The following is a 10,747-nucleotide window of genomic DNA, read 5'->3' on the forward strand; positions in this document are numbered from 1 at the left end:
TCAAGGGAATTTGAGATTTTTTTGAAAAAAATAGTAAATCGATAGAATGATATTCACGGCTGAATCGACCGAAGCTGTTGTTTTATCAGTTAGAGGTGAGTAAGGGACCATTTTAGCCCATATGAGTACGATATATCCCTATATTGGTTTTTTCCATTACTTGCTTAATAGGGCTTCTGTCGGCCTTAAATTAGCTTCTTAAGCATTTCTTCGAGGAAACAATACTACTTGATATAGAGAACTATTTTTTTAACTTATTGATGTGAAAATCTACTTAACAGAAAATTACTATTATTTCATGGATTTCTTATGGCGTATCAGGTGAATAACACATTTTAAACATTTCTTTATACAAAGTTGTATGACTTATCAACCATTAACATTGCTATTAATAGTTTGAGGAGATTTAGCTAACTTTTAGACAGTTATCAATTAGAATCTCCATCATTTCCTGATATATCGAAAAAGATGATTCACAATACTAAATTAACGTCAAATGAGCTATTTAAACCATTTCTATGAATTACAACACAATTTTCCTATTAACGTGATTAAACGCCCATATAAAGGGTTTGATAGCCTTAAATAGAACCTAAGTATATTATAGCTTTAAAACGACATATAAGCCCGTCTATATGCTAGAGAGCCCTATTGAGCTTCTTACATTTATTAAATCGTAAGCGATATACAAAAACACCTGCTTGCGAAATATTTCTAAGCTAGAGATATTTCGTAAACAAGTGTTCCTATATGACAATATGATGAGTGTTCCCGCTAGGAAAAATCCTAGCGGTAGACCAGAGCTAGACTAAGAATGCGAACATTCCATCATCATAACACTCAACAAAATTGATAAAAATTATACTAACTCAATGATAGCCATTGGAGCAGCGTCACCACGGCGTGGTTCAGTTTTTAGAATACGAGTGTATCCACCGTTGCGTTCTGCGTAACGAGGTGCAATATCATCGAAAAGTTTTTGAAGCGCAGTTTGTGAAGTGTATGTTTCAGTTGCTTCGTCAAAGTTTTCAGATGCAATTTCATTACGAACAAAAGCAGCAGCTTGACGGCGAGCATGAAGATCACCACGTTTACCTAAAGTAATCATCTTTTCTACTGTTTTTCGGATTTCTTTAGCGCGAGCTTCAGTTGTTACAATAGATTCGTTGATCAAAAGATCAGTTGTCAAATCACGAAGCATTGCTTTACGTTGTGAACTAGTACGTCCTAATTTACGGTAAGCCATTTTTTCCTCCTATATTATTTTATTATTTATCGTTTTTAAGTCCAAGTCCAAGATCAACAAGTTTAACCTTAACTTCTTCAAGGCTTTTACGACCTAGATTGCGGACTTTCATCATTTCAGGTTCGGTTTTTTCAGTTAAATCAAACACAGTATTGATACCTGCACGTTTTAGACAGTTGTATGAACGAACTGACAAATCAAGTTCTTCAATAGTACGATCTAAGACTTTTTCATCGTTAACTTTTTCTACTTCCTTCATGACATCTGTATTTTTAGCTACTTCTGTCAAGTCAGTAAATAGATTTAAGTGTTCGATTAAAACACGTGCAGAAAGACCTAGTGCGTCTTCAGGAATGATTGTTCCGTTTGTCATGATTTCAATAGTCAATTTATCAAAACCATCATTGCTACCTACACGAGCTGGTTCTACTTGATAATTAACTTTTTTCACCGGTGTATAGATAGAATCTACAGCAAGAGTGCCCACCGGAGCATCATCTTTTTTGTTACCTTCAGCTGGAACATAACCACGTTTTTTAGCTACTGTCATAGTTGCTTTCAAACTATGTCCTTCAGCGATGGTGAAAAGATAATGATCAGAATTGACAATTTCAACGTCACTGTCTGTTAAGATATCCCCTGCAGTTACTTCTGCCGGACCTTCAACATCGAGTTCAATGATTTTTTCATCATCGACATAAGATTTTACTGCAAGTCCCTTAATATTAAGGATGATTTGCATAACATCTTCGCGTACACCTGGAATAGTGTCAAATTCGTGGAGTACTCCATCAATTTTGATTGATGTTACTGCCGCACCTGGGAGTGAAGACAAGAGTACACGACGAAGAGAATTACCTAGAGTTGTCCCATAACCACGTTCAAGTGGTTCAATAACAAATCTACCGTAATCTTTATTTTCATCAATTTTTGTTATTATTGGTTTTTCAAACTCAATCATTTATTATACTCCCTCGAAACGAATCTTGTGTACTATTAACAATTATGATTACACACGACGACGTTTTGGAGGACGAGCACCATTGTGTGGCACAGGAGTAACGTCACGGATTGAAGTCACTTCAAGACCAGCAGCGGCAAGAGCACGAATAGCAGACTCACGACCTGAACCAGGACCTTTTACAGTAACTTCAACGGTTTTAAGACCATGTTCTTGTGCAGATTTAGCAGCAGCTTCTGCAGCCATTTGTGCAGCGAATGGAGTAGATTTACGAGAACCTTTAAATCCAAGAGCACCAGCTGATGACCATGCAATTGCGTTACCATGCACATCTGTAATCATAACAATAGTGTTATTAAATGTAGCGTGAATATGAGCAACACCAGATTCGATGTTCTTTTTCACACGACGTTTACGTGTTGGTTTAGCCAATTTTTTTACCTCCTATTTTATTTTTTCTTACCTGCAATCGCAACAGCTTTACCTTTACGAGTGCGAGCGTTATTTTTAGTGTTTTGTCCACGGACAGGAAGTCCACGACGGTGACGGATTCCACGATATGAACCGATTTCCATCAAACGTTTGATGTTCAAGTTTACTTCACGACGAAGGTCACCTTCAACTTTAATTGCATCAACTTCACGACGGATAGCATCTTCTTGGTCTGATGTTAAATCTTTAACACGGATGTCTTCTGAAACACCAGCTGCAGCTAAGATTTTCTTAGAAGTCGCAAGTCCGATACCATACACATAAGTAAGTGAAATTACTACACGTTTTTCATTTGGAATATCAACTCCAGCAATACGAGCCATTTTTTCTCCTTTCTATATTATCCTTGACGTTGTTTGTGTTTTGGATTTGATGGACAAATTACCATAACACGACCGTTACGACGAATAACTTTACAGTATTCGCAAATTGGTTTGACTGATGGTCTTACCTTCATTTTTTTATCCCTCCAATTATTTCGATTATTTAAAGCGGTATGTGATACGGCCACGAGTTAAGTCGTAAGGACTCATTTCAACAGTAACACGATCACCTACCAAGATACGGATATAGTTCTTACGGATTTTTCCTGATACAGTTGCCAAGATTTGGTGTCCATTTTCTAACTCAACAGTAAACATAGCATTAGGCATCGTCTCAACAACTTTACCTTCGATTTCAATCACATCTTCTTTTGCCACGCAAAAGCCCCCCTCTAAATTTCGATTTGATGTCCTCTGGATACAGAGGTAACAATTATAAGTCAGACTAACCTATTATAGCATCAAATTAATGCTTACGCAAGTATTAAAATCTCATTATTTTAATTTTGCTACAACATCTGCAATGTCAGCAAAAACAGCATCAATATCTTGGTTACCTTGAATATCGTAAACAAGACCTGATTGACGATAATGTGAAAGAATTGGTGCTCCTTGAGCGATATTAACATCAAGACGGCGTTTTACAGTTTCAGGTTTGTCATCTTCGCGTTGGTAGAAATCATCTTCATTGTAATCACCAACTGGTGGATTGAATACTTTGTGGAATGTTTCTCCTGTTTTGCGGTTAATGATACGACCACTCAAACGTTCAACAAGTGAATCTGGGTTAACATCGATGTTAATCACACCATCTAATGTCAAATTCAAGTTGTTAAGAGTTTCGTCCAAAGCATGTGCTTGTTCGATAGTACGTGGGTAACCATCAAGCAAGAAACCTTTTTCTGCAATATCAGCTTGTGCTAAGCGTTCTTTAACAATACCGTTTGTCACTTCATCAGGAACCAATTCACCTTTATCGATGAATGATTTTGCCAATACACCCATTTCGGTTTTGTTTGCCATTGCTGCACGGAACATATCTCCAGTAGAAATATGTACTAAACCAAATTTTTCAACAATTTTGGCTGCTTGAGTCCCTTTACCAGCACCTGGCAAGCCCATAATCAAAAGATTCATAATCGTCTCCTTATTTTGTTATTAAATAAATCTANNTAGATTTATTTAATAACAAAATAGAAGGTTGACAAAGTCAACCTATATTCTATTCTGCTATATTCATGAAACCAACATACTTTCTCTTTAAGAGATAACCTTCAAGTTGTTTCATTCCTTCAATTCCTGTTGAGATCAAGATCAACAAACTTGTTCCCCCTAAAGCAATGCTGCTAGACAAATCCATCATTTGTTGAGCAACAATTGGTGTTAGAGAAATGAATGCTAGAAAAACAGATCCAACAGTGGCTAATTTCTTCAATAATGAAGACAAATAATCTTCCGTTTCGCGTCCAGGTCGAACACTAGGAATATAAGACGCTCCCTTTTGCAAGTTCTCGGCTGTTTTTTCGGGATTGACTTGCACAAAAGTATAGAAGAAAGAGAATAGGATAATTAGCACTGCATAAACAACCATTCCTGTTGGGGTTTGGTAGTTTAATAGTTTTTCAAGGTTCGTTAGCCAAGGAATATCTCGACCATTTGAAATCAACGGGATAATCGTACTTGGAATAGTTGTAATCGAGCTCGCAAAGATAACGGGAATAACGCCAGCTGGATTAATTTTTAAAGGAAGGTACGAACTTGTTGGAGCTCCCTTTTCAAGTTTTGTATATTGAATTGGAATTTTATATTCTGCTTGTTGAACAAATGTGGTAAAGAAAACAATAACCAACACTGCTAAGATCAACAAAGCAACAAAGATGTATGAAGACATTAAATCACTTGAACGAACGTTCACGAAGAAGTCTTCATAAATCGTTGAGATTGCACTTGGAATTGATGAGATAATACCCGCGAAGATAATCATTGATACACCATTCCCAAAACCTTTATCCGTGATTTGCTCACCCAACCAAGTAACAATCATGCTACCTGTTGTTAAAAGAGCGCCAATCAAAAGATAGGTTTTGACATTTGGGGTAGAAACCAATGCTATGCTTGATAAGGTATTAAATCCTGCGGTAATCCCAATAGATTGAACAAATGCTAAAGCAAGAGAAATGTAGCGCGTTGCCTGATTTAACTTACGACGCCCTACTTCACCTTGCTTACTCCATTCGACAAACTTAGGTAGAATGTCCATTTGTAGAAGTTGAACAATGATGGATGCTGTGATATAAGGGCTGACCCCCATTGAAAATACAGAGAAGTTACTCATAGCATTCCCTGAAACAAGGTTCAACATGTTCAAAAAGGGAAGTTCTCCTAATTGTCCTAGGCTTTTCGCATTAATTCCAGGAACTGTAATATGTGTTCCAACACGGAAAACGAAAATAATAAAAAGTGTAAAGAAAATCTTATTTCTAACATTTTTTACTTTTAGCGCATCCTTAAGTAGCTTAAAGAACATTCTATGTCCCCCTCAATTAGATGACTTCGACTGAACCACCTTTAGCTGTGATCGCTGCTTCAGCAGATTTAGAGAATTTAGCTGCTTTAACAGTCAATTTTTTAGTCAATTCACCGTTACCAAGGACTTTAACACCTGATTTTTCAGCACGAACGATTCCAGCTTCTTTAAGAACAACTGGAGTTACTTCTGTACCATCTTCAAAAACATTAAGTTGATCAAGGTTTACAAGTGCGTATTCTTTTGCGTTAACGTTTGAAAAACCACGTTTTGGCATACGACGGAACAATGGTGTTTGTCCACCTTCAAAACCAAGACGTACTTTTCCACCGCTACGTGCTTTTTGACCTTTTTGACCACGTCCGGCAGTTTTACCATTACCAGATGATGTACCACGACCTACACGATTACGTACTTTACGTGAACCTTCTGCTGGTTTAAGTTCATGAAGTTTCATTATTTAATTTCTCCTTTATTTGTAAAATGCTAGCGCCCCTATAGGGGGAAAGGACTCCCTATAGAAACTCGCCTATACCATTATCTAGTTTAAGCCGCAAGAGTTTCCTCTGCGACTTAAACGAACACTCATATTGATGTTAATTATTTAACATCTTCAACAGTTACTAAATGTGAAACTGCAGTAATCATTCCACGGATAGCTGGAGTGTCTTCTTTGACAACTGAGCTATTCAATTTACCAAGTCCAAGTGCGGCAACTGTTTTACGTTGAGCAGGGATGCGTCCGATTGGAGACTTAGTCAAAGTAATTTTAATTTGAGCCATGATGATCTCCTTTCTTAAGCTAAATCAGAAACTGAAACACCGCGAAGAGCAGCGACATCTTCAGCACGTTTAAGTTGTTTCAAACCTTCAACAGTTGCACGAACGATGTTGATTGGAGTGTTTGAACCAAGTGATTTAGATGTAACATCCGCTACACCAGCCAATTCGATGACGGCACGAACAGCACCACCAGCGGCAACCCCCGCACCTTCAACAGCAGGTTTCAATAATACTTTTGCTCCACCAAATTCTGAACGAACTTCGTGAGGAATAGTTGTACCAACCATTGGTACTTCGATCATGTTCTTTTTAGCGCTTTCGACAGCTTTACGGATAGCTTCTGGTACTTCTTGAGCTTTACCAGTACCAAAACCTACACGACCATTACGGTCACCAACAACTACAAGAGCAGCAAAGCGAAGACGACGTCCACCTTTTACAACTTTTGTAACACGGTTGATGGCAACAACGCGCTCTTCAAGTTCAACTGCATTATCTTTAAATGCCATTATTAAGTGTCCTCCCTATTAGAATTTCAATCCGTTTTCACGAGCTGAGTCAGCCAAAGCTTTAACACGTCCGTGATAGAGATATCCACCGCGGTCAAACACCACTTCAGAAATACCTTTAGCTACTGCGCGTTCAGCAACAAGTCTACCGACAACAATGGCTTGTTCTGTTTTAGTTCCTTTTGAAACTTCTTTATCAAGAGTTGATGCACTTGCGAGCGTTACACCCGCTACGTCATCAATTACTTGAGCGTAGATGCCTGTATTAGAACGGAAAACGTTCAAACGTGGGCGATCAGCAGTTCCAGAGAGTTTACCGCGAACGCGACGATGGCGTTTTTGACGGATTTTATTTTTATCTGGTTTCGAAATCACAATTTTCACCTCTTAATTTTTTAAATGATGTCAAAATGACACGTTATAAATACTAGAATAGGGATTTTGCAAGAAGAACTCTCGCAAAAACTCCCATAATCTATTATTTACCAGTTTTACCTTCTTTACGACGAACGTATTCACCAACGTAACGGATACCTTTACCTTTATAAGGTTCTGGAGCACGAAGGCTACGAATGTAAGCTGCTGTTTGACCAACAACTTCTTTGTTGATACCGTTAACGACGATGTTAGTTGCAGATGGTACTTCAAATGAAATGCCTTCTGGAGCTTCTACTTCGTCTTGGTGAGATTTACCGACAGAAAGTACAAGTTTTGAACCTTGAAGTTGTGCACGGTATCCAACCCCACGCATTTCAAGTTCTTTTTTGAAACCTTCAGAAACACCAACAACCATGTTGTTCAAGTTAGCACGAGTTGTACCATGAATTGTTTTCATTTCTTTTGAGTCATTTGGACGGTGAAGTGAAACTTCATTGCCTTCAACTTTGATTTCAATATTTTTGTTAAACTCACGAGTGAGTTCGCCTTTAGGTCCTTTAACAGTTACTACATTGTTATTGTTAGTAACTTCTACACCAGCAGGCAAGTTGATAACTTTATTACCAATACGTGACATAGTTTTATATTCTCCTGTTAAATTGTCAAGCCGCTTAATGCGACGAGTTTTCACGGGGCGACTACTATATGCTTAGTAGTCCATTTGTTAGTAAGAAATGTGTTGTACTTATCTTACCAAACGTAAGCAATAACTTCTCCACCAACGTTCTTTTGACGTGCTTCTTTGTCAGTCAAAAGACCTTCTGATGTAGAGATAATTGCAATTCCAAGTCCGTTAAGAACTTTAGGAACATCTTCACGTTTTGCGTAAACACGAAGACCTGGTTTAGAAACACGTTTCAAGTTAGTGATAACGCGTTCTCCGTTTTGTCCATATTTAAGGAAAACACGGATGATTCCTTGTTTGTCATCTTCGATGATTTCAACGTTTTTCACGAAACCTTCGCGTTTAAGAATTTCAGCAATTCCTTTTTTAATGTTTGAAGCAGGTACTTCTAACACTTCATGTTTTGCTTGGTTAGCATTACGGATGCGTGTTAGAAAATCTGCAATTGGGTCAGTCATAACCATTTTTATATTCTCCTCTTACTAGTAGTTTGAATTACTCACTTGCTAGTTAATGTCATGGGAAAGCAACAGTCGTTGCCTTCCTATTCTTATCTCATCGACTTACCAAGAAGCTTTGGTAACCCCTGGGATTTGTCCTTTGTAAGCTAACTCACGGAAGCAAACACGGCAAAGTTTGAATTTGCGGTAAACTGAATGTGGACGGCCACAACGTTCGCAACGAGTGTAAGCTTGCGTAGAGAATTTCGCAGGGCGATGATTCTTAGCAATCATAGATTTTTTAGCCAATTAATTTACCTCCAAAATTATTTTGCGAAAGGCATTCCAAGGCCTTTAAGCAATTCACGACCTTCTTCGTCAGTGTTAGCTGTAGTTACGATAACAATATCAAGACCACGTACTTTATCAACATCATCAAAGTTGATTTCTGGGAAAATCAATTGTTCTTTCACACCAAGTGTGTAGTTACCACGTCCGTCAAAAGATTTTGTTGGAACACCGTGGAAGTCACGCACACGTGGAAGTGAAACAGTAACCAATTTATCTAAGAATTCGTACATACGTTCACCACGAAGGGTAACTTTTGCACCGATCGCTACACCTTCACGAAGACGGAAGCCAGCGATTGATTTCTTAGCTTTAGTAATCAATGGTTTTTGACCTGAAATAAGTGCCAATTCAGCAGCAGCTTTTTCAAGGTTTTTAGCGTTATTTACAGCATCACCAACACCCATGTTAAGAACGATTTTCTCAACTTTTGGGACAGCCATAACTGAAGAATAGTTAAATTTTTCAGTCAAAGCAGGAACAACTTCGTTAGTGTATTTTTCTTTTAAGCGATTTGCCATTATATACTTTTCTCCTTTCCTTCGTGATTAATCAAGCACTTCGCCTGATTTTTTGTTGTAACGAACTTTTTTGCCGTCAACAACTTTGTAACCAACACGTCCTACTACACCATTTTTGTCAAGAACTTGAACATTAGACACATGGATTGGTGCTTCTTTTTCCACGATAGCACCTTGAGGGTTTTCGTTGTTTGGTTTTTGATGTTTTTTAACGATAGCAACACCTTCAACAACAACTTTGTTGACTTTAGGAAGGGCTTTAAGAACTACAGCTTCAACGCCTTTGTCCTTACCAGCAATAACGCGAACTTTATCGCCTTTTTTTACAAACATTTGGTTTTTCTCCTATTATTTCTTACGCCCTAATGGGCACCCTGCAAAAGCAGGGGACTTAGTTTGTGTTATGTATGAATTAAAGTACTTCTGGTGCAAGTGACACGATCTTCATGAAGCCACCTTCACGCAATTCACGTGCAACAGGGCCGAAGATACGAGTTCCACGAGGTGTTTTGTCTTCGCGGATGATTACTGCAGCATTGTCATCAAATTTGATGTATGAACCGTCTGGACGGCGCGCACCTGATTTAGTACGAACAACTACGGCTTTAACAACATCACCTTTTTTAACAGCGCCACCAGGAGTAGCTTGTTTTACAGAAGCAACGATTACGTCACCGATGTTAGCGAATTTACGTCCTGAACCACCAAGAACTTTGATAGTCAAGATCTCACGAGCACCGCTATTATCAGCAACTTTCAAGCGAGTTTCTTGTTGAATCATTTCAAATTTCTCCTTTTAGTTTGATTAGATAATAACAGCTTCTTCCACAACTTCTACAAGACGGAAACGTTTTGTAGCTGAAAGTGGACGAGTTTCCATGATACGAACGATATCGCCTTCTTTAGCAACGTTGTTTTCATCATGTGCTTTGTATTTTTTAGAATAGTTGATACGTTTACCATAGACTGGGTGGTTACGTTTTGTTTCAACTATAACAGTGATTGTTTTATCCATTTTGTCAGATACAACACGTCCAACAAGTGTTTTACGTTGATTACGTTCCATTATTAGAATTTCTCCTTTCCCAATCTATTATTTCTTTTCTGATTGCACAGTTTTAACACGTGCAATTTGTTTTTTAACTTCGTTCAAACGAGCAGTTTGATCAAGTTGACCTGCTGCAGCTTGGAAACGAAGGTCGAAAAGTTCTTTCTTAAGTTCGTTTTCTTTCTTAGCAAGTTCTTCTTGAGAAAGACCACGAAGCTCTTTAACAAAATCTTTAATTTCTTGAAGTTTCATGTTTTCTCCTTATTCTGCTTCACGTTTCACGAATTTCGTTTTAACTGGTAATTTGTGGCTTGCAAGACGAAGCGCTTCGCGTGCAACTTCTTCAGAAACACCTGCGATTTCGAACATCACTTTACCACGTTTAACTGGTGCTACCCAACCTTCTGGAGCCCCTTTACCAGAACCCATACGTACACCGATAGCTTTAGCAGTGTATGATTTGTGTGGGAAGATTTTAATCCAAAC

Annotated in this window: 21 protein-coding genes; all 21 read right to left on the bottom strand. The window is 38.2% G+C overall.

Annotation, left to right across the window (positions count from 1 at the left end; translation table 11 throughout):
- Positions 1-859: 859 nt before the first annotated feature.
- Positions 860-1,246, bottom strand: a complete 387-nt coding sequence (gene rplQ, locus B3473_RS04405; RefSeq protein ID WP_154454901.1) for a 50S ribosomal protein L17 — start codon at positions 1,244-1,246, stop codon at positions 860-862.
- 22 nt (positions 1,247-1,268) lie between these two features.
- On the bottom strand, positions 1,269-2,207 hold the full coding sequence (locus B3473_RS04410; protein WP_154454900.1) for a DNA-directed RNA polymerase subunit alpha: 939 nt from the start codon (positions 2,205-2,207) through the stop codon (positions 1,269-1,271).
- A 48-nt stretch (positions 2,208-2,255) separates the two neighbouring features.
- Positions 2,256-2,639, bottom strand: coding sequence for a 30S ribosomal protein S11 (gene rpsK / locus B3473_RS04415; protein ID WP_003062885.1), 384 nt, complete (start codon positions 2,637-2,639; stop codon positions 2,256-2,258).
- A 17-nt stretch (positions 2,640-2,656) separates the two neighbouring features.
- A complete protein-coding gene (gene rpsM, locus B3473_RS04420; RefSeq protein WP_003062883.1) occupies positions 2,657-3,022 on the bottom strand; it encodes a 30S ribosomal protein S13 in 366 nt (121 codons plus the stop codon).
- 17 nt (positions 3,023-3,039) lie between these two features.
- Positions 3,040-3,156 (bottom strand): 50S ribosomal protein L36, encoded by a 117-nt coding sequence (gene rpmJ, locus B3473_RS04425; RefSeq protein WP_002959355.1) that lies wholly within the window; start codon positions 3,154-3,156, stop codon positions 3,040-3,042.
- 25 nt (positions 3,157-3,181) lie between these two features.
- Complete coding sequence (gene infA, locus B3473_RS04430) at positions 3,182-3,400, bottom strand: translation initiation factor IF-1 (RefSeq protein WP_001040189.1); 219 nt, start codon at positions 3,398-3,400, stop codon at positions 3,182-3,184.
- Between the two features lie 117 nt (positions 3,401-3,517).
- A complete protein-coding gene (locus B3473_RS04435) occupies positions 3,518-4,159 on the bottom strand; it encodes an adenylate kinase (protein WP_154454898.1) in 642 nt (213 codons plus the stop codon).
- Between the two features lie 85 nt (positions 4,160-4,244).
- The gene (secY, locus tag B3473_RS04440; protein ID WP_154454897.1) at positions 4,245-5,549 is read right to left on the bottom strand and encodes a preprotein translocase subunit SecY; all 1,305 of its coding nucleotides are present in this window, start codon (positions 5,547-5,549) and stop codon (positions 4,245-4,247) included.
- A 16-nt stretch (positions 5,550-5,565) separates the two neighbouring features.
- Positions 5,566-6,006 (bottom strand): 50S ribosomal protein L15, encoded by a 441-nt coding sequence (gene rplO / locus B3473_RS04445; RefSeq protein WP_168261044.1) that lies wholly within the window; start codon positions 6,004-6,006, stop codon positions 5,566-5,568.
- Positions 6,007-6,149: 143 nt separating this feature from the next.
- Positions 6,150-6,332, bottom strand: a complete 183-nt coding sequence (rpmD, locus tag B3473_RS04450; protein WP_154454895.1) for a 50S ribosomal protein L30 — start codon at positions 6,330-6,332, stop codon at positions 6,150-6,152.
- 14 nt (positions 6,333-6,346) lie between these two features.
- On the bottom strand, positions 6,347-6,841 hold the full coding sequence (rpsE, locus tag B3473_RS04455) for a 30S ribosomal protein S5 (protein ID WP_154454894.1): 495 nt from the start codon (positions 6,839-6,841) through the stop codon (positions 6,347-6,349).
- 18 nt (positions 6,842-6,859) lie between these two features.
- Positions 6,860-7,216 (bottom strand): 50S ribosomal protein L18, encoded by a 357-nt coding sequence (rplR, locus tag B3473_RS04460; RefSeq protein WP_167829288.1) that lies wholly within the window; start codon positions 7,214-7,216, stop codon positions 6,860-6,862.
- Positions 7,217-7,319: 103 nt separating this feature from the next.
- Positions 7,320-7,856, bottom strand: a complete 537-nt coding sequence (gene rplF / locus B3473_RS04465; protein WP_154454893.1) for a 50S ribosomal protein L6 — start codon at positions 7,854-7,856, stop codon at positions 7,320-7,322.
- 113 nt (positions 7,857-7,969) lie between these two features.
- Positions 7,970-8,368, bottom strand: a complete 399-nt coding sequence (gene rpsH, locus B3473_RS04470; RefSeq protein WP_154454892.1) for a 30S ribosomal protein S8 — start codon at positions 8,366-8,368, stop codon at positions 7,970-7,972.
- 99 nt (positions 8,369-8,467) lie between these two features.
- A complete protein-coding gene (locus tag B3473_RS04475; protein WP_003062863.1) occupies positions 8,468-8,653 on the bottom strand; it encodes a type Z 30S ribosomal protein S14 in 186 nt (61 codons plus the stop codon).
- A gap of 17 nt (positions 8,654-8,670) precedes the next feature.
- On the bottom strand, positions 8,671-9,213 hold the full coding sequence (rplE, locus tag B3473_RS04480) for a 50S ribosomal protein L5 (RefSeq protein WP_154454891.1): 543 nt from the start codon (positions 9,211-9,213) through the stop codon (positions 8,671-8,673).
- A 27-nt stretch (positions 9,214-9,240) separates the two neighbouring features.
- Complete coding sequence (gene rplX / locus B3473_RS04485) at positions 9,241-9,546, bottom strand: 50S ribosomal protein L24 (protein WP_154454890.1); 306 nt, start codon at positions 9,544-9,546, stop codon at positions 9,241-9,243.
- 79 nt (positions 9,547-9,625) lie between these two features.
- Complete coding sequence (gene rplN / locus B3473_RS04490) at positions 9,626-9,994, bottom strand: 50S ribosomal protein L14 (RefSeq protein ID WP_154454889.1); 369 nt, start codon at positions 9,992-9,994, stop codon at positions 9,626-9,628.
- Positions 9,995-10,018: 24 nt separating this feature from the next.
- Positions 10,019-10,279, bottom strand: coding sequence for a 30S ribosomal protein S17 (gene rpsQ, locus B3473_RS04495; protein ID WP_027972220.1), 261 nt, complete (start codon positions 10,277-10,279; stop codon positions 10,019-10,021).
- A 27-nt stretch (positions 10,280-10,306) separates the two neighbouring features.
- On the bottom strand, positions 10,307-10,513 hold the full coding sequence (gene rpmC / locus B3473_RS04500) for a 50S ribosomal protein L29 (RefSeq protein ID WP_003062854.1): 207 nt from the start codon (positions 10,511-10,513) through the stop codon (positions 10,307-10,309).
- 9 nt (positions 10,514-10,522) lie between these two features.
- Positions 10,523-10,747: 50S ribosomal protein L16 (gene rplP / locus B3473_RS04505; RefSeq protein WP_293677548.1), on the bottom strand; the 225-nt coding region annotated here is incomplete at its 5' end.

Source organism: Streptococcus sp. UBA632 (assembly GCF_002300045.1).
Lineage (GTDB): Bacteria > Bacillota > Bacilli > Lactobacillales > Streptococcaceae > Streptococcus > Streptococcus alactolyticus.

Bases quoted from the DNA above. Each gene is read 5' to 3' on its own strand.
- rplN (WP_154454889.1), bottom strand. From the start codon at position 9,994: ATGATTCAACAAGAAACTCGCTTGAAAGTTGCTGATAATAGCGGTGCT.
- rplE (WP_154454891.1), bottom strand. From the start codon at position 9,213: ATGGCAAATCGCTTAAAAGAAAAATACACTAACGAAGTTGTTCCTGCT.
- rplX (WP_154454890.1), bottom strand. From the start codon at position 9,546: ATGTTTGTAAAAAAAGGCGATAAAGTTCGCGTTATTGCTGGTAAGGAC.
- secY (WP_154454897.1), bottom strand. From the start codon at position 5,549: ATGTTCTTTAAGCTACTTAAGGATGCGCTAAAAGTAAAAAATGTTAGA.
- rpmJ (WP_002959355.1), bottom strand. From the start codon at position 3,156: ATGAAGGTAAGACCATCAGTCAAACCAATTTGCGAATACTGTAAAGTT.
- rpmD (WP_154454895.1), bottom strand. From the start codon at position 6,332: ATGGCTCAAATTAAAATTACTTTGACTAAGTCTCCAATCGGACGCATC.
- B3473_RS04410 (WP_154454900.1), bottom strand. From the start codon at position 2,207: ATGATTGAGTTTGAAAAACCAATAATAACAAAAATTGATGAAAATAAA.
- rplF (WP_154454893.1), bottom strand. From the start codon at position 7,856: ATGTCACGTATTGGTAATAAAGTTATCAACTTGCCTGCTGGTGTAGAA.
- rpsM (WP_003062883.1), bottom strand. From the start codon at position 3,022: ATGGCTCGTATTGCTGGAGTTGATATTCCAAATGAAAAACGTGTAGTA.
- B3473_RS04435 (WP_154454898.1), bottom strand. From the start codon at position 4,159: ATGAATCTTTTGATTATGGGCTTGCCAGGTGCTGGTAAAGGGACTCAA.
- rplQ (WP_154454901.1), bottom strand. From the start codon at position 1,246: ATGGCTTACCGTAAATTAGGACGTACTAGTTCACAACGTAAAGCAATG.
- rplO (WP_168261044.1), bottom strand. From the start codon at position 6,006: ATGAAACTTCATGAACTTAAACCAGCAGAAGGTTCACGTAAAGTACGT.
- rpmC (WP_003062854.1), bottom strand. From the start codon at position 10,513: ATGAAACTTCAAGAAATTAAAGATTTTGTTAAAGAGCTTCGTGGTCTT.
- rpsH (WP_154454892.1), bottom strand. From the start codon at position 8,368: ATGGTTATGACTGACCCAATTGCAGATTTTCTAACACGCATCCGTAAT.
- rpsQ (WP_027972220.1), bottom strand. From the start codon at position 10,279: ATGGAACGTAATCAACGTAAAACACTTGTTGGACGTGTTGTATCTGAC.
- rpsE (WP_154454894.1), bottom strand. From the start codon at position 6,841: ATGGCATTTAAAGATAATGCAGTTGAACTTGAAGAGCGCGTTGTTGCC.